This is a genomic window from Rhodococcus koreensis (genome assembly GCF_900105905.1).
Classification (GTDB): domain Bacteria; phylum Actinomycetota; class Actinomycetes; order Mycobacteriales; family Mycobacteriaceae; genus Rhodococcus_F; species Rhodococcus_F koreensis.
In genome coordinates, this window is the sequence record NZ_FNSV01000005.1 from 4,184,891 (window position 1) to 4,204,831 (window position 19,941).

Sequence of the window (19,941 nt, forward strand, 5' to 3'; positions counted from 1 at the left end):
TTTACCTGCGGATAAGCCCTGCCGCCGCCGGACTACTCGCCCTTGAACTCGGGGGCGCGCTTCTCGAAGACTGCGGTGATCGCCTCGGTCAGGTCCTGAGACGGCAGGAACGCAGCGTTCCACGCGGCGACGTAACGGAGGCTGTCGTCGACGGCGGCCGCCCGGGAGTGGTCGAGGACGTCCTTGATGCCGTGCACGACGAGCGGCGGGTTCGCCGCGATCTCGGCTGCGGTGGCGTGCGCGGCCGCGAGGACGGCGTCGGCGTCCGCGAAGACGTCGTTGACGAGACCGATCTTCTGCGCGCGGTCCGCGTCGATGTCCTTGCCGGTGAGCGCGAGTTCCCGCAGATGGCCGTCGCCGATGATGGCGGGCAGCCGGGCGAAGCTGCCCATGTCGGCGACGATCGCGACCTTCACCTCGCGGATGCTGAACTTCGCGTCGGCGCCGGCATAACGGATGTCGCAGGCGGAGATCAGGTCGACGCCGCCGCCGATGCACCAGCCCTGGATGGCCGCGACCACCGGCTTGCGGCAGTCGGCAACCGCGTTGATGCCGGACTGCATCCGCTTGATCATGTCGTGGAACGCGGTGCGCGGGCCTGCCTGTGCCTTGTCCGCGAGCACGGAGCCGAAGCTGCCGCTCATGGCGGGCAGGTCGAGACCGAAGGAGAAGTTCTTGCCCGAGCCCGCGATCACCACGGCCCGCACATCCGGATCGGAGTCGAGTTCACCGAAGATCTCGGGGAGCTCGCTCCAGAAATCCGGCCCCATCGCGTTGCCCTTGCCGGGTCCGGTGAGCGTCACCTGCGCGACGTGATCCTTGCGCTCGACGGTGAACGCATTCCAGGTCTTCTGTTCGGTCATTACTCGAGAGTAACCTCCGCTCGCCGGTGTCAGGAGAAATACCCTGGAGGTCTCTGCATCGCCTTGCGAACGGACAGCCGCGATGACGCATCGGACGACCCCGGGTGGCGACGCCGTGGTCGTCGGCGCCGGAATGGGTGGTCTACTGGCCGCCGCGGCGCTCGGCAGCACGTTCCGGAATGTCGTCGTCCTCGACCGCGACGTTCTTCCCGACGCGGCCACGGCGCGCCGGTGTGTGCCGCAGGCCCGCCACGTGCACGCTCTCCTCGCCGGCGGGCAGGCCGCGATGGAGGACCTCCTGCCAGGTCTCGTGTCCGAACTCCTCGCCCTCGGCGCCACCGCGGGCGACGCGCTCGGCGACATCCGGTGGATCGTCGACGGGCATCGGATGGCCCGCGCGACCAGCGGGGTTCCCGGCATCCTCGCCAGCAGGCCGCTCGTCGAGTGGCAGGTGCGGCGGCGGATCCAGGCCCTGCCGAACGTGCGGATCCTGGACCGTTCCGACGTCACGGGTCTCGCCCTGGACGGCGAGAGGGTGACCGGCGTGACCGTGCAGCACCGGGGCGGGGTTCCGCCGGAGGTCGTCCGGGCCGATCTCGTCGTGGATTCGTCGGGCCGCAGTTCGCAAAGCGTCGCCCGGCTCGGCGCGCTGGGGTTTTCGCCGCCGTCCGAGTCACAGGTGGCCGTGGCCGTCAGCTACGCGACGAGGCACTTCCGGCTCGACCCGCCGCACCTGGACGGCGATTCCGGCATCGGGATGGCGCCGGGACCGTCGAGTCCGCGCAGTGGATTCATGGGCGTGCAGGAGAACGGCACGTGGATCGTCACGCTCGCCGGGTACGGCGACGACGTGCCGCCGCTGGATCCGGGCGGGTTCCTCGACTTCGTGAAGTCGTTCCCGGCTCCGGACATGTACGACGCACTGCGCACGGCCGTGCCGGTGGACGACGGCGTGCGCTACCGGATCCCGACGACCGTCCGGCGGCACTATTCCGCGGACGATCTGCCGCCGAACTATCTGCCGTTCGCGGACGCCATCTGCTCGTTCAATCCCATCTACGGTCAGGGGATGAGTGTCGCCGCGGTGGAGGCGCAGATCCTGCGGGACTGCCTGCGGTCGGGTCGGACGCATCTCGCTCGCCGGTTCCTGCGCGGGGCGAACCGGTGCATCGATGCCGCGTGGACCCTCACCGCCGACAATGACCTCCGGATCCCGGCCGTGCCGGGACGACGGTCGGCGCGGGTGCGGTTCGCCAATGCCTATGCGTCCCGGCTCGACCGGGCCGCGTCCGTGGACCCGGCCGTGGGGTCCGCTTTCCTCCGGGTGACGCATCTCCTCGACCGTCCGGGGACGTTGCTCCGACCGGCGACGGTGCTGCGGGTTCTGCTCGCCTCCCGCTGACGGACCACCGCAGGATTACCTGTATGTTGACGTCACAGATACCTGGAGGATCTGCGCCGCCACGAGAGGAAATCCGTGCTCGACATCGCCTGGAACCCGACGCTGAACACGCTGACCCGCAACGCCTGGCGGCTGTCCTTCGGCGGCGGCATCGCGCCCGTCCAGCGCACCCCGTCGACCCGCATCCACGAGGCACCCCATCAGGACCTGTACCGGTTCGACGGTTCCGACACCGACGACGACCGGCCCATCCTCCTCGTGCCGCCGCTCGCCGCGCCCGCACAGTGCTTCGACCTCCGGCCCGGCCAGAGCCTGGCCGCGCACCTGGCCGGGTCGGGAAAGGCCACGTATCTCGTCGACTACGGAACGATGGGCTACGCCGACCGCGGCCTGGGGTTCGAGGACTGGGTGGACGACTTCATCCCGGCCGCCGTCGACCGCGTGTCCCGACTCCACGACGGCGCACCCGTCGACCTGATCGGCTGGAGCCTCGGCGGCACGATGTCGCTGCTCACGGCCGCCGGCCGGGGCGATCTGCCGATCGGTTCGGTGACGGCGATCGGCACGCCGATCGACTACGAGTCAGTGACCATGATCGCGCCGTTGCGGGCGGTCGGCCGGTTCACCGGCGACCGTCCCCTCACCACCGCCACGGGAGCGATGGGCGGACTGCCCGCGCCACTGGTCCAGGCCAGCTACCGTTTCACCGCACTCCAGCGCGAACTCACCAAGCCGTGGTTCATCGCGCGGAACCTGCACGACACCGAGACCCTGGCCCGCATGGAGTCCATCGACCGGTTCATGGCCGACATGCCCGGGTACCCCGCACGCTTCTTCCGCCAGGTCTGCACTCAGCTGATCCTCGGGAACGCGCTCACCGAGGGGAACTTCGAGACCCGGAACGGCGCGATCGCGCTCGCCGATCTGACGGTGCCGGTCCTCGCGATCGGCGGCACCGAGGACGTCATCGCCCCGATCCCGTCGGTCCGGGCGGCGACGGACGTGCTCACCGGGTCACTGTCGGTGCGGTTCGAGTCCGCGCCGGGCAGCCACCTGGGACTCGTCGCCGGCCCGAAGGCCAAGGACTCCACGTGGGCACACATCGACGGCTTCCTCGACGGGGTCGTCGCGCAGACCGCCTGACATCAGCCCGGCCCGGGCTGTTCAAACGAGCCCGGCCCGGGCGACAGCACCTGCGAACAACGCGGTGACCGCGGCGCCCATCGTCTGCTGGTCCACTTCCTCCGGGTCGACGGAGTGTTCGAGCACGAGGCCGGAGATGAGGGCCATCAGCGAGATGGCCGTGGTGCGGACGTCGAACGTGTCGTCGACTCCCCACTCCCGCGCGCGCTCGCCTATCAATCCGACGAGCCGTCCCCGTAGTTGCCGCCGTTCCCGCAGGTAGGCCTGCGCGATCTGCGGGTCGCGGGCGGCGAGCACACCGAATTCGAGCACCAGCAGCGACCAGCCCGGCTCGCGCACCATCCACGACGCGACGGCCTCGCCGCCTTTGCCCGCGGCGTCCGTGGGGTTCATGCCGGCGATCTCGGCGAGGACCCGTCCCGCCAGTTCGAGGGAGCGCGCCGCGAAGAGTTCCGCGAACAGGTCCTGTTTCGACTCGAAGTTCGAGTAGACCGCCCCCTTGGTGAACCCGGCCCGGCGCGCCACTTCGGCGAGCCTGGCCGCGCTGAAGCCGCGTTCCGCGAATTCCTCCGCCGCCGCGTCGAGGAGGCGCCGGCGTACGACGTCGCGACCGGGACGCGTCGTCGGCGTCCATTCGGTGTGACGACTGTCCGGTTGACGTTCTTCAGTCACGATACCTATGGTATTCAATACCTACGGTATCGACAAGGATCGAGGACGTCCGATGACCATCACCGCCAGCGAAACCACCACCCCGGCTCCCGCGCACCACGACAGCCCGGTGTCGAAATACGGCGCGCCCAAGGTGATGGCCGCGCTGGTCTTCGGTGTTCTCCTCCTCCAGCTCGGCTTCATCCTCAGTTACGTGGCCGCGTTCCATCAGCCGACGCCCCGCGACATCGAGATCGGTGTCGTCGCCGCGGCGGGACTGCCCGCCGGGACGGACCAGCAGGTGGCCAACCGGCTCGACGCGATCGACGGCAGGCCGCTCCGCGCACGGGTCGTCTCGGACACCGCGGACGCCCGTCGCCTCCTCCACGACCGCGAGATCCAGGGCGCGTTCGTCATCAATCCCGCCGGCCCCGACACCCTGATCACGGCGAGCGCGGGCGGCAGTTCCATCTCCAGCGCACTCGAATCTGTCTTCACCCAGGTGGAGAACAGTCAGGGTCGCGAGTTCACCGTTCGCGACGAGATTCCCGTCGGTGCACACGACAACCGCGGGCTGTCCGGTTTCTATCTGGCGATCGGGTGGGTGGTCGGCGGCTACCTGCTCGCGGCGGCGATCGGCCTGTTCATCGGCGCCCCTCGGACGCTGCGCCAGGCGTCGGCGCACACGGCCGTCCTGTTCGGCTACGCCCTGCTCTCCGGCGCACTCGGCGCCCTGATCACGACGCACGTGCTCGGCACGTTCGCGGGCCACTGGTTCCCGCTGTGGCTTCTCGGGACCGGTGTCGTCTTCGGCACGGCCGTGTTCACGCTCGGCCTGCGCGCCTCGGTCGGCATCCTCGCGGTGCCGCTCGCGATCGCCGTCTTCGTCATCCTGGGCAATCCCAGCGCCGGCGGGGCGTTCGGTTCGAACGTCATCCCCACGTTCTACGCGGCCATCGGACGGTGGATCACCCCCGGCGCGGGTACCGAGGGAATCCGCAGCATCGTGTATTTCGACGACGTGGGGCTGGGACAGCCCGCGCTCGCCCTCGCGCTGTACTCCGCGGTCGGGCTGGGACTGCTGTTCGGGTTCACCGTCCGGCGGCTCCGGAAGCTGGAATCGACTACGCCCCGTTCCGATGTCGTGTCGGAAGACGCTTCTTGATGTCGTTCCAGGGGAATGGACCTACTCTTGGTTCATGCCGACGCCCTTGCACCCCCACGCCGCGCATGTCGCCGAGACTCTGATCGCGCGAGGGCACCATGGGGTGATCGTGACCCAGCCCGACTCCACCCACACCGCGGCCGAGGCGGCGGAGTCTCTGGGGGTCGATGTCGGCGCCATCACCAAGTCGCTGGTGTTCCTCCTCGACGACGACCCGATCCTGCTCCTCGTGTCGGGGGCGCACGAGGTGGATCTGGCGAACACGGGCAAACGACTGCAGGGGAATCTGACCCAGGCACCCCTCGACATGGTGCGGATCGCGACCGGGCAGCCGATCGGCGGTATCGCCCCGCTCGGCCATCCCACGAACCTTCCGACCTACGTCGACAACGCCCTGTCGGAGTACGCGGAACTGTGGGCGGCCGCCGGTCACCCGGACACCGTCTTCCGCACGTCGTTCTCGGAGTTGGTCCGGATCACCGCGGGCCTGGCGATCGACGTCGACTGAATCCCGGGCGGTTCCCGCCCTTATAGTTGACGTCAGATCTCGTGAACGAGAAAGACGCGCGCGAGAATGACCGCGCTCGAGAATGACACAGTGCCCACACGGGCCGACCCGGAGAATGATTTGTCCGACAGAGCCGAGAACGCCGATACCGTCGATGGTTCGGACCTCCCCCGCGACCCCGAACTCGCCCCCGGAATCTGTGCGGAGGATTACCGCGCAGCCCTGCGCCGTCACCCGGCGGGCGTCACCATCGTGACCCTCGACTCGGGATCGGGCCCGGTCGGCTTCACCGCATCCTCGTTTTCGTCCGTCTCGCTGGCCCCGCCGCTGGTGTCGTTCAACATCGCGAACACGTCGTCGAGCATCGATGCGCTCCACTCGGCGGGCTCGCTGGTGATCCACCTGCTCGGGGAGCACCAGCAGCACCTGGCTCAGCGCTTCTCGCGGAGCGCGGACCAGCGGTTCTCCGACGAGTCGCTGTGGGCGCGGCTCGACACCGGCGAACCGGTTCTCCACGGAACTCCCAGCTGGATGCGGGTCGTCGTGGACCAGTTGATCCCGGTCGGCGACCACACGCTCGTCATCGGCCTCGTCACCCGCGTCCACGCCGAGGCCGACGACGATTCCGCGTCGGCTCCCCTGCTGTATCACGAGGGCCGGTACTACCGGCCCACTCCGCTGGGTTCAGCGAACAACGGCAACTGACCTGGTCAGGACGCCAGCACCCGTTCGACGCGGGGCAGGTCGAAGCGGCGCAGCGCCTCGTCCACCGCTTCGGCGGACGTGACGAGACCCCGCTGCTCCAGCCACGGGAGGGTGCCGTCGACGAGCTGCTCGAGAACCCTGGGCAGCGACAGCGGGAGCAGGGTCACGCCGTCGGCGACGCCGGCCGCCTGGATGTCGGCGATGAGGCCGGCGAGGCCGACCGGAGTTCCGATGTACTGCAACGACACCGGTGTGCGCGGTGTGTCCAGCGCACTGTCGAGGAGAGCCAGTTCCTTGCGCGCGGCGCGGGCTTCTCCGGCGATGAGCACCTCGAGGTCCACCAGGACGGTGACGCTGTCGGGGTCGCGGCCGTCGGCGACGATCTCGGCACGGATCCGCGCGCGCTCCTGCTGCGCCTCACGCAGATCGGCGGCCCGGATCCGGACGACGTTCGGCGGGAACGACGTGAGGTCGAGCTGATCCGTCGAGTCGGCGGTCAGGTCCACCCAGTAGTCGGCACCGTTGATCGGCCGCGTGCCTGCGGCGCCCTCGGCGGCCGGGTGGTGTCCCGATCCGGTCAGCTCGACGGCGACGCGAAGGGGACGGGAAACGAAGGCATTGTCTCGAGACATAAGGGTTCCTCGGGAATGACGTGTGCGTGTGAGTGAAACGGAGCGGGAAGACCGGTCAGCTCGAACACATACCCGAGGCGGTTCGGCACAGATCGACATGCCGACGGCACCAGTGAGCAATCATTGTGCTCCCAGCCTGCGATGCCATGCCGTCATACTAGCGCGTCTCGCGAAAAGCGGGTCTCGGGCACCGGATTCCACTGGCCGCTCTCCTTGGCGTAGGCCCAGTTCCGGCGTCCCGCCACCAGGGAGCACACGGCGTCGACCAGCCGATCCACGTCCTCCGAGCAGCTTCCGAGACCCAGGCTCACCCGCACGGCACCGTCGGGCTTGCCGAGGCGGCCGAGCAGCGGGTGTGCGCAGAAGCGTCCGTCGCGAACTCCGATTCCGTGTTCGGCGGACAGGTAGGCGGCGATCTCCCCCGGCTCGAAACCGTCGATCGTGAACGTCACGATTCCCACGGTGTCGGGGGCGTCCGACCACAGCCGCAGGAACTCCAGGCCGTCGACGGAACCGAGGCCGTCGAGCAGCCGGCCGGTGAGTGCCGCCTCGTGTTCGGCCACCGTGCCGAAGTCGAGTTCGGACAGCGCATCGCACGCGGCGGCGAGGGCAGCGGCGCCGAGCACGTTGGGGGTTCCCGCCTCGTGCCGGGCGGGGGCAGGCGCCCACTGGGTGGATTCGACGGTCACGTTCCGGACCGCGCCGCCGCCCGCGAGGTAGGGCTCGGCGGCGTCGAGCCAGTCCCGGCGGCCCACGAGCACGCCGGCGCCGAACGGGGCGTACAGCTTGTGCCCGGAGAAGGCGAGGTAGTCGACACCCCACTCCTCGACGTCGATGCGGCGGTGCGGTGCGAGCTGAGCGGCGTCGACGAGAATCCGTGCGCCGCAACGATGCGCCACCTCGGCGAGGGCGGCGATCGGCAGCACCTCACCGGTGACGTTGGACGCCCCCGTCACCGCGAGCAGGGCGGTGGGCTTCGAGCACAGTTCGGCGACGAGCAGCCGGACGGTCTCGGCCAGCGTGTCCGCCGCCCGAACGACGCGAGAGTCCTTCCACGGCAGCAGGTTCGCGTGGTGTTCGATGTCGAGGACGACGGTGCTGCCGGGAACGCAGCCGGCGAGCAGGTTCAGCGAGTCGGTGGTGTTGCGGGTGAACACCACCACCTGGTCATCGCACGCTCCGACGAACCGGGCCACCGAGTCGCGGGCCTTCTCGTAGCACTCGGTCGACACCCGCGAGGCGTAACCGGCGCCGCGGTGCACGCTGGAGTACGTCGGAAGCAGGGCACCGATACGGTCCGTCACCTGCGCCAACGCCGGCGCACTGGCCGCGTAGTCGAAGTTCACGTAGGTGCAGTCGCCGCCCTGAACGAGCGGAACCCGCAGGTCGGAACCCGAAACCTGAGCCAGGGGGGCAACACACACGTCAGCAGTCAATACAGCAGTCATCACGACATCCCTCGTAGTCAGGGACTCGTCGCAGGGTCGGTGCCCTCTCGGAGTCCGCGCTTGCCGGGTTCGGTATGAACCTCAGCCTGGTCGTCACCCGGAGCACCCCGCCGCGGTGGAGGGTTGCCGACCAGCTAGCCGGGGCTTGACGCTGGTACTCGTGACCTGTTTCGAAGATTGCAGGATCGGCGCGCAGTTGTCAACCCGACACCGGGAGGGTCCGGGATCCGGGCTCGGCGCTCGCGTCAGTTGGGGGTGACTCCGAGCAGCGGGGCGAGCCGATTCGCAATCGGGTTGAGGTCCAGCTTGTTCGGGTCCTTCTTGGGTGTGGAGTCCCACGGCTGAACGGTGGCGGGGTCGCCGAACACGATCCGGTTCGCGCTGCGGACGCCGGTGAGACTGCCCTGCGGGGCCGCACAGGTGGCGGCGGTGTTCTGCGGGAAGTCCTGCTGCGTGTCGTCGAAGTTCGGATCCTGGCGCTTCATCTCCCGGAGGATCGCCCGGGTGCCCTCCTACCCGACGGTGCACGACGGCGGGTTGTTCGTCTCGGCCACCCGGCCCAGGTGCACGGAGATCACCTTCGCCGTGGCGGACAGGTTGGCGAGGTTCGTCGTGATGCCGGGGCCCGCATCCGAGACCAGTTGCCCCAGTTGCTTTCTCGCGGGATTTCCGTTATCGATCAGCCGCCGGACATCGGGGTCGCTGCTGCGCAGCCGGTCCGCCAGCGACTGAAGGTCTTCACCCTTTCCGTCGAATGCCGCGCCGAGTTCCGTCACGACGGTGTGGAGCGCGTCGATCGGCGCGGATTCGGTCAATCCCTTTGCGCTGGCGAGTAACTCCTCGACGGGCATCGGCTTGGCCGTGCCCCCCGGGGGGGGCGACGAGAACGAAGCCGATCAGCTGCCACCGGACCATCGGCGACCTCACCGTGCGCCCTCGATGTCGCACCGGTCGAGCACCGCCCCCGCGGCGGTGAGCCGGCGCCGGCTCACGAGACGACTGGCGATGGCGGCCGCAGACACAGGCACTCCGATGACAGGTAGCTACATGAGACGAACGGTCACACATATAGCTAGTCCGGTCGCCGGAGCAGCGCAAACTCCGCACAGTCCGCGGTGGCGCACGTCACCGTCTGGTCTTGACTGAATTTTCAGTTTGGAATATGTTCGGTAGCCAACAGGACGTGATACCGGTCACCTCCGCCCCGAATGTGAGGTCCGCAGTGTCCACGAATCTCGACCCGACGACGCCCCTCGACGACACCGCTCCCTCCCCGCCGGAGGATCGGTTCGGCCACGTCGAGACGATCGGCGTGGAGTACATCCCCGAATCGGAACGCGATTCGCGACCGCTCAACATGCTCGCGGTGTTCTTCGGCGGCAATCTGGCGTTCTCCGTGATCGTGTTCGGCTGGCTCCCCATCACATTCGGGCTCAGCTTCGGCAGCGCGCTGGCGGCCAGCGCGATCGGCATCGGGCTCGGAACGCTCCTCATCGCTCCCCTGTCACTCCTGGGACCGCGCACCGGCACGAACAACACCGTGTCGAGTGGTGCGCACTTCGGCGTGAGCGGACGGATGATCGGCTCGGGGCTCACCCTCCTCTTCGCCCTCGCGTACGCGGCGATCGCGGTCTGGACGTCGGGGGACGCACTGATCGCCGCCGCCCACCGCCTGTTCGGCACACCGGTCGACAACGGCATGCTCGCCCTCGGCTACGGCATCATCGCCGCCGAGATCGTGGCCGTCGCACTGTTCGGCCACGGCACGGTGGTCGCGCTCCAGAAGTTCGTGCTGCCCGTCGTCGCCGCACTACTCTTGCTGGGGGTCTTCGCGTTCGGTGGCCACTTCGACGGCGGCGCGGGCAGCGGCGACTACCTGCTCGGCGGTTTCTGGCCGACCTGGATTCTGGCCGTGGTCCTCGCCGTCGGCGGTCCGCTGTCCTACGCCCCGACGCTCGGCGACTACAGCAGGCGGATCTCCCGGGTGCGGTTCAGCGACCGTTCGATCGTCGCGGCCACGATGGCCGGGATCTTCTTCGGACTGTTCCTGACCGCGGCGTTCGGTTCGTTCACCGCGTCGACGTTCACAACGCTGAGCGACTCCTACGTCGCCGACCTGGTGGCGGAGGCTCCCGGCTGGTACGTGCTGCCGATCGTCCTCGTCGCCCTCGCGGGCGGACTCGGCCAGGGCGTCCTCAACGTCTACGCCAGCGGGCTCGACCTGGAGGCGCTGATCCCCCGTTTGCGCCGCGTCCACACGACGCTGATCACGTCGGCGCTCGCGGTGGCCCTGCTCTACATCGGTGTCTTCGTCGTCGACGCCGTCGATTCGATCACGGCGATGACGTTGGTGCTCAACGGTTTCGCCGCGCCGTGGGTCGCGATCAACGTCGCCGGCTTCCTGGTTGCGCGGCGAGGGCAGTACGACGCCGTCGATCTCCAGGTGTTCAACCTGGCCCGGAAGGGCGGGCGGTACTGGTTCACCGGCGGCTGGAACCTTCGCGCCGTCATCCCCTGGGCCGCAGGATCGCTGTTCGGCCTGCTCGCGGTCGACACGTCGCTGTACTCCGGGCCTCTTGCCGACATCGCGCACGGTGTCGATGTCAGTCTGATCGGATCGTCGGTCATCGCCGTGGCCGGCTACCTCGTCGCGCTGCGACTGTGGCCCGAACACGTGGCCCCGGTCGAGGCGCCGTCGTCCTAGCACGACACGAACCGAAGGAGATTCCGATGAGCGAGCGACGCGACGCGATTCTGAAGGCCAGCGCGACGGCGATTGCCCAGCGAGGTATCCGCGGGCTGCGCGTCAACGATGTCGCGGAGGTCGCGGGCGTCTCGCCGGGACTGCTGTACTACCACTTCAAGGATCGCATCGGCCTGCTCGAGGCCGCCCTGAACTACATCAACGACCGTGCCCGCGACTACCGCAGCGAGGGCGAGGGGTCCGCGGACTCCGCACGCGACCGGCTCACCCGCTCGCTCCTCGGCGAGATCCAGGACCGCCCCGAGGTCGTGGAGAACTCGCTGGCCTGGAACGAGTTACGCGCCTCCGCCGTGTACGAGGAGGCGCTGCGGGAGCCCCTCGCGCGGACCACCGCCGCGTGGGTTGCCGAGATCGCCGACGCGATCACGCAGGCGCAGGCCACCGGCGAGATCTCCCCCTCCCTCGACCCCCGGCGCACCGCGGTCACGATGACCGCCCTCGTCGAAGGACTGTCCGGGCGGTGGCTCTGCAAGGAGATCTCCACCGAGGACGCCCGCTCCCACCTGCTCGGCGCGATCGACGTCGTGATGTCCGAGCCCCCCAACCGCACCACCGACAACCCCGTCACCACCAGAACGAAGGAAAAACGATGACCATCCGCACGATCACCGCGCTGCCCGCACCCTCCTCCCCCGCACGTTCCACGGCGTCCGCCCGCACTCCGCTGCGGGTCGGGTTGGTGCAGCACCGCTGGCTCGCCGACGCGGACGCATTGCGCACCGGGTTGACCGACGCGATCGGCGAGGCGGCCGCCCTCGGCGCGGCAGTGGTGTTCCTGCCGGAACTCACGCTGTCGAAGTACCCCGCCGACACCCGCGCGACCGGGACACCCGGGCGCGACGCCGAGGACCTCACGACCGGACCGACATACAGTTTCGCGGCCGCCGCCGCTGCCCGCCACCAGGTCTGCGTCCACGCCTCGCTGTACGAGAGGGCCGACGCCCCGGACGGTCTCGGTTTCAACACCGCCATCCTCGTGTCCCCGTCCGGTGAACTGCTCTCCCGGACACGCAAGCTGCACATCCCCGTCAGCGCCGGCTACTACGAGGACACCTACTTCCGCGGCGGCCCCGCCGACGACGCCTACCCCGTCTACCGGCCTGCCGAACTGGGCGGCGCCGCCCTCGGACTGCCGACGTGCTGGGACGAATGGTTCCCCGAGGTGGCGCGGATGTACTCGCTCGCCGGCGCGGAGATCCTGGTCTACCCCACCGCGATCGGGTCCGAGCCGAGCTTCCCGGCGTTCGACACGCAGCCGATCTGGCAGCACGTGATCGTCGGAAACGGCATCACCAGTGGCACATTCATGGTTGTCCCGAACCGTTGCGGCAACGAGGGCGGCATCGACTTCTACGGTTCCTCGTTCATCTCCGACCCGTACGGCCGAGTGCTGGTGTCCGCTCCCCGCGACGAGGAAGCGGTCCTCGTGGCCGACCTCGACCTCGACCAGCGCAAGGACTGGCTCGACCTCTTCCCGTTCCTGACCACCCGTAGGCCGGACACGTACACCCGGCTGACGGACGCCGTCGACCACGAGCACCCCTACGGTCTTCCATCGACGGTCGCCGCCGCGGAGACCCTGTCATGACCTGGCGGATGCCCAGCGAGACGGAACCTCAGGAGCGGGTCTGGATGGCGTTCCCGCCTCTCGGGGCGTCGATGACCGCGACGGCGGACGACGCCCACGAGGCGCGGACCGCGTGGGCGGCCGCCGCCCACGCGGTCGCCGAATTCGAACCGGTCACCATGGTCGTCGATCCGGCAGACAGGAACGTCGCCCGGCAGTACCTGTCCCCGGACATCGACGTGGTCGAGGCGCCCCTCGACGACGCCTGGATGCGCGACATCGGTCCCACGTTCGTCCTCGACGAGGAGGACCGCCTCGGTGCCGTCGACTGGGTGTTCAACGGCTGGGGACAGCAGGAGTGGGCCACCTGGGACCACGACCGCTCGATCGGCGCGGCCGTCACGGCGTGGTCGGGCGCCCGGCCGGTCCCATCGTCGATGGTCAACGAAGGCGGCGGAATTCAGGTGGACGGCCACGGAACCGTGTTCGTCACCGAAACGGTGCAACTGGACCCACTGCGCAACCCCGGCCTGGACGCGGCCGGGGTCGAGGCGGAACTCGCGCGCACGATCGGCGCCGAGCACGTCGTCTGGCTGCCGCGCGGCCTGACGCGGGATTCCGAGAAGTTCGGCACCAAGGGGCACGTCGACATCGTCGCGGCGCTTCCCGCACCCGGGGTGGTCCTGGTGCACTGCCAGCGCGACCCGTCCCACCCCGACCACGAGGTGACCGCCGAGATCCTGAAGGTGCTGTCCGACAGCCGTGACCGGTCCGGTGCGCCGTGGCGGATCGTCGAGGTGCCCGCGCCGACGGTCCTGCGTGACGAGGAGGGGTGGGTCGACTACAGCTACATCAATCACCTCGTCGTCAACGGCGGCGTCATCGCGTGCGGCTTCGACGACCCCCACGACGCCCTCGCCCGCGACATCCTGTCGAGCGTCTACCCGGGTCGTCGCGTCGTCACCGTCGATGCCCGGCAGATCTTCGCGCGGGGCGGCGGCATCCACTGCATCACCCAGCATCAGCCGCGCGGGCGGATCTGACGGGCACCGGTTTCGCCGTCCACTTCCGTGAGCCGTCGGGTCAGGAAACGCCGGGTCGGTTCGTTCGCCGCCAGTGCGATCGCGGCGCGGTATTCCACGCTCGCCTCCGCCGGCCTGCCTGCTCGGCGCAGCAGGTCGGCGCGGGTGGCGTGCAGGGTGTGCGTCCGGGCCAGCCTCGGTTCCCCGACGAGCGCGTCCACCTCGGCGAGGCCGGCGTCGGGACCGTCACGGAAACTCACGGCGACAGCGTGATTGAGACGGACCGCGGGTGAGTCACCGTACGCGGCGAGATCGTCGTATCCGGAGACGACGGCATCCCAGTCGGTGGCTTCCCAGTTCGGCGCCGTCGCGTGGGCGGCGGCAATCGCGGCCTGCGCGCTGTACGGACCGCCTCCCCGGCGCCGGGCGGCCCGCAGGCACACGACGCCTTCCTCGATCTTCGCCCGGTCCCACCGCCTGCGATCCTGGCACTCGAGCGGGACAAGGTCACCGGCGTCGTCGGTGCGCTGGGTCCGCCTGCTGTCGTGGAACAGCATGAGCGCCATCAACGCCCACGCCTCACCCTCGTCCGGCATCAGCTCGCACAGCAACCGGCCGAGCCGCAGCGCCTCGTCGCAGAGTTCGTCCCGGATCGCGGCGTCACCGGACGTGGCCGAATACCCCTCGGTGAACACCAGGTAGATGCAGGCGAGCACCTGCGGGGTGCGCTCGGGAAGCAGATGGTCGGGCGGAACCCGGAACGGGATCCCGGCCGTCCGGATCTTGGCCTTGGCGCGGCTGAGCCGTTGGGACACGGTCGGTTCCGGGGCGAGGAACAACCGGGCGATCTCCGCAGGCCTCAGCCCGGCCACCAGCCGGAGCGTCAACGCCACCTGCGACTCCGAGGACAGCGCGGGATGGCAGCACGTGAACATGAGCCGCAACTGGTCGTCACGCACCGGCCACACCTCTTCCTCGTCCGGAGGCGGAACGAGCCTCGCCGCATCGTGCTCCTTGTCGCCGCGCAGCGACTCCCTGCGTAACCGGTCCAGTGCCCGGTTGCGGGCGACGGTCGTGATCCACGCCCCCGGGTTGTTCGGCACACCCGAATCCGGCCAGCTGCGGATCGCCTCGGCGAACGCCTCCTGCACCGCGTCTTCCGCGAGGGACAGATCGCCGACCATCCGAGCCACGGTGGCCAGCGCCCGACCGGACTCCTCCCGAAAGACGCGGCTCAGCGTGTCGCCGTCCATTACTCGGCGAAGTCGACGATCTGCCGGAGTTCGATGCAGCCTTTCGGCGACACCGGGATCTTCGCCGACAACGCGATCGCGCTCTCCCGGTCGTCGGCTGCGAGCACGTACAGACCGTTCGCGACCTCGGTGGTCTCGGCGAAGGGGCCGTCGGTGAGCAGAAGTTCGCCGTCGCGGACGCGGATCGTCGTCGCGGAGTCCGGCGGATACAGGGCTCCGCCACCATGCACCGCGGACCCGGCGAGGCGACCGAACTTCTCGTGCTCGGCCATCCCCTCGTCCCACTGGGGTGTGCCCGGCGCCACCGCCGCCGCCACCGGTTCGCGGAGCAGCGCCATCCAGCAGCCTTTCTGATCGGTCACGGGCATCCACTCGAACATCGGCCACAACTCGATGATCGCCTCGGGGATGTGCCGCGCGACATTCAGCACCTCGTCCAGGTCCGGTCCCTCGAGAACGTAGAAACCACCGATCACCTCCGCGGTCTCCGCGAACGGACCGTCCGTGATCAGCGCGCGGCCGCCCTCGTTCCGGATGGTCGCCGCCTCCGTGCTCGGATACAAGGCACCACCTCCGACGATCGCGGAGCCCGCTCTCTCCGTGAACGCCTGATGGCGCGCAACGGCCACCGCGAACTCCGGACTGTCCGGTGCCCATTCTGTGGCGTTCTTCTCGTCCGCCAGCAATGCCAGGTAGTACATGGGGTCATCCTTCCTCGGTTCGAAGGAACTCGGGTGCTCCCTCTGACCAGACGACGAAGAAAAGTAGCGAACTTCTACATCCGCGGCGAGAAACCTCCAACAGCAGGTGAAGAATGGTCGAAGAAGGCCTGCCAACCACCAACTGTTCACCATCTGGCCACTTGATCGTGAGATAACGAGCCGTACGCACCACTACCCGCTCAGAGAAGGAATCCTGGATTGTCTCTCCAGTCGCCGACGGATTCGGACCTGTCGCTCCGTATACCCCGGGAATTCCTCCGCCGTGAATTCGCACCGGCGCCGCGCACCCTCGTCGACATCCTGTTCGCGACGGCCGAGGCGAACCCCGAAGCCCCCGCGATCGACGACGGCACCACGTCGCTGACGTACCAGGAACTGCTCGAGGAGATCCGGCAGACCGCCGACGTCCTCGCCGGATCGGGAGTCGGGGCCGGCGATCGTGTCGGAATCCGCATGCCGTCCGGATCCTGCTCGCTCTACGTCGCCATTCTGGCGACGCTCGCCGTCGGCGCCGCGTACGTGCCGGTCGACGCGGACGACCCCGAAGAACGCGCCGAACTCGTGTTCGGCGAGGCGCAGGTGCGGTGTGTGGTGACCGGTACCGGGATCATGGCCGGCACCGCACCGGCCAGGGCCGACGCGCCGAGCGCCCGCCCGCCGACCGTCGACGACGACGCGTGGATCATCTTCACCTCCGGGTCCACCGGCACCCCCAAGGGTGTCGCGGTGAACCATCGCAACGCGGCCGCGTTCGTGGACGCCGAGGCCCGGATGTTTCTGCAGGAAGACCCGATCCGGCCCGGCGACCGGGTGCTCGCCGGACTGTCGGTGGCGTTCGACGCGTCCTGCGAGGAGATGTGGCTGGCGTGGCGTCACGGCGCCTGCCTGGTTCCCGCACCCCGGTCGCTGGTGCGCAGCGGCATGGACCTCGGCCCGTGGCTCGTCGCCCGCGACGTCAGCATCGTCTCGACGGTGCCGACCCTGGCGTCGCTGTGGCCCGCCGAGGCCCTCGAGGCCGTGCGCCTGCTGATCTTCGGCGGCGAGGCCTGCCCGCCCGAACTGGCCGAACGCCTCGCCGTCGACGGTCGCGAGGTGTGGAACACGTACGGGCCCACCGAGGCGACGGTCGTGGCCTGCGGCGCGCTGATGGACGGCCGGAGCCCGGTCAGCATCGGCCTCCCGCTGGACGGCTGGGACCTCGCCGTCGTCGACGGATCCGGCGAACCCGTACCCGAGGGCGAGGTGGGCGAACTGGTCATCGGCGGCGTCGGCCTGGCCCGGTACCTCGACCCGGCGAAGGACGCCGAGAAGTACGCCCCGATGCCGACGCTCGGCTGGGATCGGGCCTACCGGAGCGGCGACCTGGTCCGCCTCGACCGCCGCGGACTGCTGTTCCAGGGCCGCGCCGACGACCAGGTGAAACTCGGCGGCAGGCGGATCGAGCTGGGCGAGGTCGACAACGCGCTGCAGAACCTCCCCGGCGTCGGCGGCGCCGCCGCGGCCGTGCGCCGGACCGGCGCCGGTCACCAGATCCTCGTCGGCTACCTGGCCAGCACCAACCCCGACTTCGACCTCAAGGCCGCGCACACCGCGCTCACCGGCCAGCTTCCGGCTGCGCTGGTCCCGCGGCTGGTGCTGGTCGACGAACTCCCCACCCGCACGTCGGGGAAGGTCGATCGCAACGCCCTTCCCTGGCCGCCGCCGGGCGTCGACGACGCCGCGGAGAAGCTGGGCCTCGAGGGCACACCGGCGTGGGTCGCCGAGTTGTGGACGTCGATTCTGGGCGCCGAGATCACCGGAACCGACGATGACTTCTTCGAACTCGGCGGGGGTTCCCTCTCCGCCGCCCAGCTGGTCACGGCGCTGCGCGAACGGTTCCCCGAAGTGACTGTCGCGCAACTCTACGATCATCCGCGGCTCGGTTCCCTCGCCGAATACCTCGACGAGCTGGCGCCGATCGACGCAGCCGAACCCCGCATCGTCACCCCGACTCCGCGGCGAAGCCAGCTCGCGCAGATCGCGGCCACGGTCCCGCTCACCACGCTCACCGGTCTGCAGTGGGTGACGTGGCTGGCGATCGCGAACAACGTCTTCTCCTGGTTCACGACCGTGTCCTGGGCGCCGACGGTGTCGTGGTGGTGGATTCTGCTCGCGTTCTTCGCGTTCATCAGCCCGGTCGGCCGGATGGCGATCTCGGTGCTCGGTTCACGGATCCTGCTGCGCGGGCTCGAGCCGGGAACGTACCCCCGCGGCGGCAGCGAACACCTGCGACTGTGGGTGGCACTGCGCCTCACCGAGGCCAGCGGCGCCGCGAACCTGTCCGGGGCCCCGTGGATGCTCTACTACGCGCGGGCGCTCGGCGCCGACGTCGGCAAGGGCGTCGACCTGCACACACTGCCGCCCGTCACCGGCATGCTCGAACTCGGCGACGGCTGCTCCGTCGAACCGGAGGTCGACCTGTCCGGGCACTGGGTGGACGGCGACGTCGTGCACATCGGCGGGATCAAGATCGGCCCCGGCGCCTCGGTCGGCGCGCGATCGACGCTGCTGCCCGGCGCCACCATCGGACGTAACGCCGAAGTCGAGGCCGGTTCCGCCGTGTTCGGACGCGTCAAGGCAAATCAGCACTGGGCCGGTTCACCGGCGGTCAAGGTCGGCAAGGCGGTCCACCCGTGGCCGGAAGGGACCCCGCGCCGCGCGGCCTACTGGGTTCCCGCGTTCGGCGTGACGTCCATGCTCATCGCCGGACTGCCGATCTTCGCCCTCGTCGCAGGCATCGTGGTCGTCGGGTGGTGGATCCGCGACGCGGCAACGGTCGGGGCGGCCGCACTCCAGTCGCTGGTGATCCTCCCCGTCGCGACGCTCGTCAGCCTCGCCGTGTTCGCCGTCCTCACGGTCGTGTCCGTCCGGCTGCTGTCGATCAGGTTGCGCGAGGGCTACCACCCGGTCCGTAGTCGCATCGGCTGGCAGGTGTGGGCCACCGAACGGCTCATGGATTCGGCCCGCACGTTCCTGTTCCCGCTGTACGCGAGCCTGCTGACACCGGGTTGGTTGCGGTTGCTCGGCGCCCGGATCGGCAAGAACGTGGAGGCGTCGACCGTCCTCATGCTGCCGAAGTTCACGACCGTGGCGGACGGCGCGTTCCTCGCCGACGACACGATGATCGCGAGTTACGAACTCGGCGGCGGCTGGATGCACATCGAGCACGCGAAGGTCGGTAAGCGCGCGTTCCTCGGCAACTCCGGGATGACCGGCCCGGGTAGGCGGGTTCCCAAGAACGGTCTCGTCGCCGTGCTGTCGGCCACGCCGTCGAAGGCGAAATCCGGTTCCTCCTGGCTGGGCAGTCCGCCTGTCCGCCTCCGCCGGGCGCCCGGCGACACCGACGCCTCCCGCACGTTCCGTCCGCCGTTCCGGCTCAAGGTCGCTCGTGCCGTCGTCGAAACGTGCCGTCTCCTTCCCGTGATGGTGACGTTCGGGATCGGGCTCGGCGTGCTGTTCGCGGTGGAGGTGATGGCCGGCCGCGTCGGTTTCTGGCTCGCGGCGCTGGCCAGCGGGCTCGTGCTCCTCATCGCGGGTGCGGCCGCCGGACTGATCTCCGTCATCGCGAAGTGGCTGGTGGTGGGTCGGATCGGCAAGATCGAACACCCGCTGTGGAGTTCGTTCGTGTGGCGGAACGAGGTGTCGGACGCGTTCGTGGAGACCGTCGCCGCACCCTGGTTCGCGCGCGCCGCCACCGGCACCGCAGTGCTGAACGTCTGGTTGCGCGGCCTCGGCGCCACCATCGGCAAGGGGGTGTGGTGTGAAACCTACTGGCTCCCCGAGGCCGATCTCGTGACGCTGGGCGACGGGGCGACCGTGGAACGGGGGTGCGTGGTGCAGACTCACCTGTTCCATGATCGGATCATGTCCATGGACACCGTCATCCTCGGAGCCGGAGCCACCCTCGGGCCGCACTGTGTCGCGCTGCCCGCCGCCCGGATCGGCGAAGGCGGCACGGTCGGACCGGCCTCCCTCGTCATGCGCGGCGACTCCGTGCCGCCGTCCACGCGGTGGCAGGGGAACCCGATCGCCCCCTGGGCGGCCACGTGAAGTCCGA

The 19,941-nt window shown here is 69.4% G+C and carries 17 protein-coding genes, 1 pseudogene and 1 riboswitch; of the genes and pseudogenes, 10 read left to right on the top strand and 8 right to left on the bottom strand.

Annotated features, from left to right (window positions below):
* Positions 1 to 32: 32 nt before the first annotated feature.
* Entirely contained in the window at positions 33 to 863 is an 831-nt protein-coding gene (locus BLV94_RS23605; RefSeq protein WP_072947346.1) for a crotonase/enoyl-CoA hydratase family protein, read from the bottom strand.
* A gap of 82 nt (positions 864 to 945) precedes the next feature.
* On the opposite strand from BLV94_RS23605, the gene BLV94_RS23610 reads away from it, so the two are divergent.
* Complete coding sequence (locus BLV94_RS23610) at positions 946 to 2,265, top strand: FAD-dependent monooxygenase family protein (RefSeq protein ID WP_072947345.1); 1,320 nt, start codon at positions 946 to 948, stop codon at positions 2,263 to 2,265.
* Positions 2,266 to 2,340: 75 nt separating this feature from the next.
* Positions 2,341 to 3,408 (top strand): alpha/beta fold hydrolase, encoded by a 1,068-nt coding sequence (locus BLV94_RS23615; RefSeq protein WP_072947344.1) that lies wholly within the window; start codon positions 2,341 to 2,343, stop codon positions 3,406 to 3,408.
* A gap of 21 nt (positions 3,409 to 3,429) precedes the next feature.
* Here the strand turns inward: BLV94_RS23615 and BLV94_RS23620 are convergent, their stop codons facing one another.
* Positions 3,430 to 4,080 (bottom strand): TetR/AcrR family transcriptional regulator, encoded by a 651-nt coding sequence (locus BLV94_RS23620; protein WP_072947343.1) that lies wholly within the window; start codon positions 4,078 to 4,080, stop codon positions 3,430 to 3,432.
* Positions 4,081 to 4,132: 52 nt separating this feature from the next.
* On the opposite strand from BLV94_RS23620, the gene BLV94_RS23625 reads away from it, so the two are divergent.
* The 3 genes from BLV94_RS23625 to BLV94_RS23635 all read left to right on the top strand — a co-directional run bounded on the left by BLV94_RS23625 (position 4,133) and on the right by BLV94_RS23635 (position 6,437).
* Positions 4,133 to 5,224, top strand: coding sequence for an ABC transporter permease (locus BLV94_RS23625; protein WP_072947396.1), 1,092 nt, complete (start codon positions 4,133 to 4,135; stop codon positions 5,222 to 5,224).
* A gap of 34 nt (positions 5,225 to 5,258) precedes the next feature.
* Positions 5,259 to 5,732 carry a YbaK/EbsC family protein gene (locus BLV94_RS23630; RefSeq protein ID WP_072947342.1) on the top strand — a complete coding sequence of 158 codons (474 nt, stop codon included), beginning with the start codon at positions 5,259 to 5,261 and terminating at the stop codon, positions 5,730 to 5,732.
* A 66-nt stretch (positions 5,733 to 5,798) separates the two neighbouring features.
* Positions 5,799 to 6,437 carry a flavin reductase family protein gene (locus BLV94_RS23635; RefSeq protein WP_095862984.1) on the top strand — a complete coding sequence of 213 codons (639 nt, stop codon included), beginning with the start codon at positions 5,799 to 5,801 and terminating at the stop codon, positions 6,435 to 6,437.
* A 5-nt stretch (positions 6,438 to 6,442) separates the two neighbouring features.
* Here BLV94_RS23635 and BLV94_RS23640 read toward each other — a convergent pair whose 3' ends face one another.
* The 4 genes and pseudogenes from BLV94_RS23640 to BLV94_RS48005 form a co-directional block, all read right to left on the bottom strand.
* Positions 6,443 to 7,069, bottom strand: a complete 627-nt coding sequence (locus tag BLV94_RS23640) for an LLM class oxidoreductase (RefSeq protein ID WP_072947341.1) — start codon at positions 7,067 to 7,069, stop codon at positions 6,443 to 6,445.
* A gap of 55 nt (positions 7,070 to 7,124) precedes the next feature.
* Positions 7,125 to 7,217, bottom strand: a complete 93-nt coding sequence (locus tag BLV94_RS52140; RefSeq protein WP_368680942.1) for a putative leader peptide — start codon at positions 7,215 to 7,217, stop codon at positions 7,125 to 7,127.
* A 4-nt stretch (positions 7,218 to 7,221) separates the two neighbouring features.
* Entirely contained in the window at positions 7,222 to 8,517 is a 1,296-nt protein-coding gene (locus tag BLV94_RS23645; protein ID WP_072947340.1) for an aminotransferase class V-fold PLP-dependent enzyme, read from the bottom strand.
* Between the two features lie 51 nt (positions 8,518 to 8,568).
* A riboswitch (SAM riboswitch) is annotated at positions 8,569 to 8,683 on the bottom strand.
* A gap of 79 nt (positions 8,684 to 8,762) precedes the next feature.
* A pseudogene (locus tag BLV94_RS48005) lies at positions 8,763 to 9,380 on the bottom strand (mammalian cell entry protein); the annotation flags it as partial.
* Positions 9,381 to 9,739: 359 nt separating this feature from the next.
* Here BLV94_RS48005 and BLV94_RS23660 point away from each other — a divergent pair.
* The 4 genes from BLV94_RS23660 to BLV94_RS23675 are packed head-to-tail and all read left to right on the top strand — an operon-like array spanning position 9,740 to position 13,891.
* Positions 9,740 to 11,221 carry a purine-cytosine permease family protein gene (locus BLV94_RS23660; protein ID WP_072947394.1) on the top strand — a complete coding sequence of 494 codons (1,482 nt, stop codon included), beginning with the start codon at positions 9,740 to 9,742 and terminating at the stop codon, positions 11,219 to 11,221.
* A 26-nt stretch (positions 11,222 to 11,247) separates the two neighbouring features.
* On the top strand, positions 11,248 to 11,874 hold the full coding sequence (locus BLV94_RS23665) for a TetR/AcrR family transcriptional regulator (protein ID WP_072947337.1): 627 nt from the start codon (positions 11,248 to 11,250) through the stop codon (positions 11,872 to 11,874).
* Positions 11,871 to 12,869 (top strand): nitrilase-related carbon-nitrogen hydrolase, encoded by a 999-nt coding sequence (locus BLV94_RS23670; RefSeq protein ID WP_072947336.1) that lies wholly within the window; start codon positions 11,871 to 11,873, stop codon positions 12,867 to 12,869. Before BLV94_RS23665 ends, BLV94_RS23670 begins: the two co-directional genes overlap by 4 nt.
* The gene (locus tag BLV94_RS23675) at positions 12,866 to 13,891 is read left to right on the top strand and encodes an agmatine deiminase family protein (RefSeq protein WP_072947335.1); all 1,026 of its coding nucleotides are present in this window, start codon (positions 12,866 to 12,868) and stop codon (positions 13,889 to 13,891) included. The genes BLV94_RS23670 and BLV94_RS23675 overlap by 4 nt, the downstream gene beginning before the upstream one ends.
* On the opposite strand, the gene BLV94_RS23680 is transcribed toward BLV94_RS23675, so the two are convergent.
* Together BLV94_RS23680 and BLV94_RS23685 are read right to left on the bottom strand one after the other, a co-directional pair.
* On the bottom strand, positions 13,870 to 15,123 hold the full coding sequence (locus BLV94_RS23680; RefSeq protein ID WP_072947334.1) for an RNA polymerase sigma factor: 1,254 nt from the start codon (positions 15,121 to 15,123) through the stop codon (positions 13,870 to 13,872). The two genes, BLV94_RS23675 and BLV94_RS23680, sit on opposite strands and share 22 nt — an antisense overlap.
* Positions 15,123 to 15,824: a YciI family protein gene (locus tag BLV94_RS23685; protein ID WP_072947333.1), complete on the bottom strand. Its 702-nt coding sequence runs from the start codon at positions 15,822 to 15,824 to the stop codon at positions 15,123 to 15,125. Before BLV94_RS23685 ends, BLV94_RS23680 begins: the two co-directional genes overlap by 1 nt.
* 219 nt (positions 15,825 to 16,043) lie before the next feature.
* Here BLV94_RS23685 and BLV94_RS23690 point away from each other — a divergent pair, with 219 nt between their 5' ends.
* Positions 16,044 to 19,934, top strand: a complete 3,891-nt coding sequence (locus BLV94_RS23690) for a Pls/PosA family non-ribosomal peptide synthetase (RefSeq protein ID WP_072947332.1) — start codon at positions 16,044 to 16,046, stop codon at positions 19,932 to 19,934.
* Positions 19,935 to 19,941 lie beyond the last annotated feature (7 nt).

Excerpts from the sequence above, each read along its gene's own strand:
- BLV94_RS23605 (WP_072947346.1), bottom strand. The coding sequence starts at position 863 with ATGACCGAACAGAAGACCTGGAATGCGTTCACCGTCGAGCGCAAGGAT.
- BLV94_RS23610 (WP_072947345.1), top strand. The coding sequence starts at position 946 with ATGACGCATCGGACGACCCCGGGTGGCGACGCCGTGGTCGTCGGCGCC.
- BLV94_RS23625 (WP_072947396.1), top strand. The coding sequence starts at position 4,133 with ATGACCATCACCGCCAGCGAAACCACCACCCCGGCTCCCGCGCACCAC.
- BLV94_RS23630 (WP_072947342.1), top strand. The coding sequence starts at position 5,259 with ATGCCGACGCCCTTGCACCCCCACGCCGCGCATGTCGCCGAGACTCTG.
- BLV94_RS23635 (WP_095862984.1), top strand. The coding sequence starts at position 5,799 with ATGACCGCGCTCGAGAATGACACAGTGCCCACACGGGCCGACCCGGAG.
- BLV94_RS23640 (WP_072947341.1), bottom strand. The coding sequence starts at position 7,069 with ATGTCTCGAGACAATGCCTTCGTTTCCCGTCCCCTTCGCGTCGCCGTC.
- BLV94_RS52140 (WP_368680942.1), bottom strand. The coding sequence starts at position 7,217 with ATGGCATCGCAGGCTGGGAGCACAATGATTGCTCACTGGTGCCGTCGG.
- BLV94_RS23645 (WP_072947340.1), bottom strand. The coding sequence starts at position 8,517 with ATGACTGCTGTATTGACTGCTGACGTGTGTGTTGCCCCCCTGGCTCAG.
- BLV94_RS23665 (WP_072947337.1), top strand. The coding sequence starts at position 11,248 with ATGAGCGAGCGACGCGACGCGATTCTGAAGGCCAGCGCGACGGCGATT.
- BLV94_RS23670 (WP_072947336.1), top strand. The coding sequence starts at position 11,871 with ATGACCATCCGCACGATCACCGCGCTGCCCGCACCCTCCTCCCCCGCA.
- BLV94_RS23675 (WP_072947335.1), top strand. The coding sequence starts at position 12,866 with ATGACCTGGCGGATGCCCAGCGAGACGGAACCTCAGGAGCGGGTCTGG.
- BLV94_RS23680 (WP_072947334.1), bottom strand. The coding sequence starts at position 15,123 with ATGGACGGCGACACGCTGAGCCGCGTCTTTCGGGAGGAGTCCGGTCGG.
- BLV94_RS23685 (WP_072947333.1), bottom strand. The coding sequence starts at position 15,824 with ATGTACTACCTGGCATTGCTGGCGGACGAGAAGAACGCCACAGAATGG.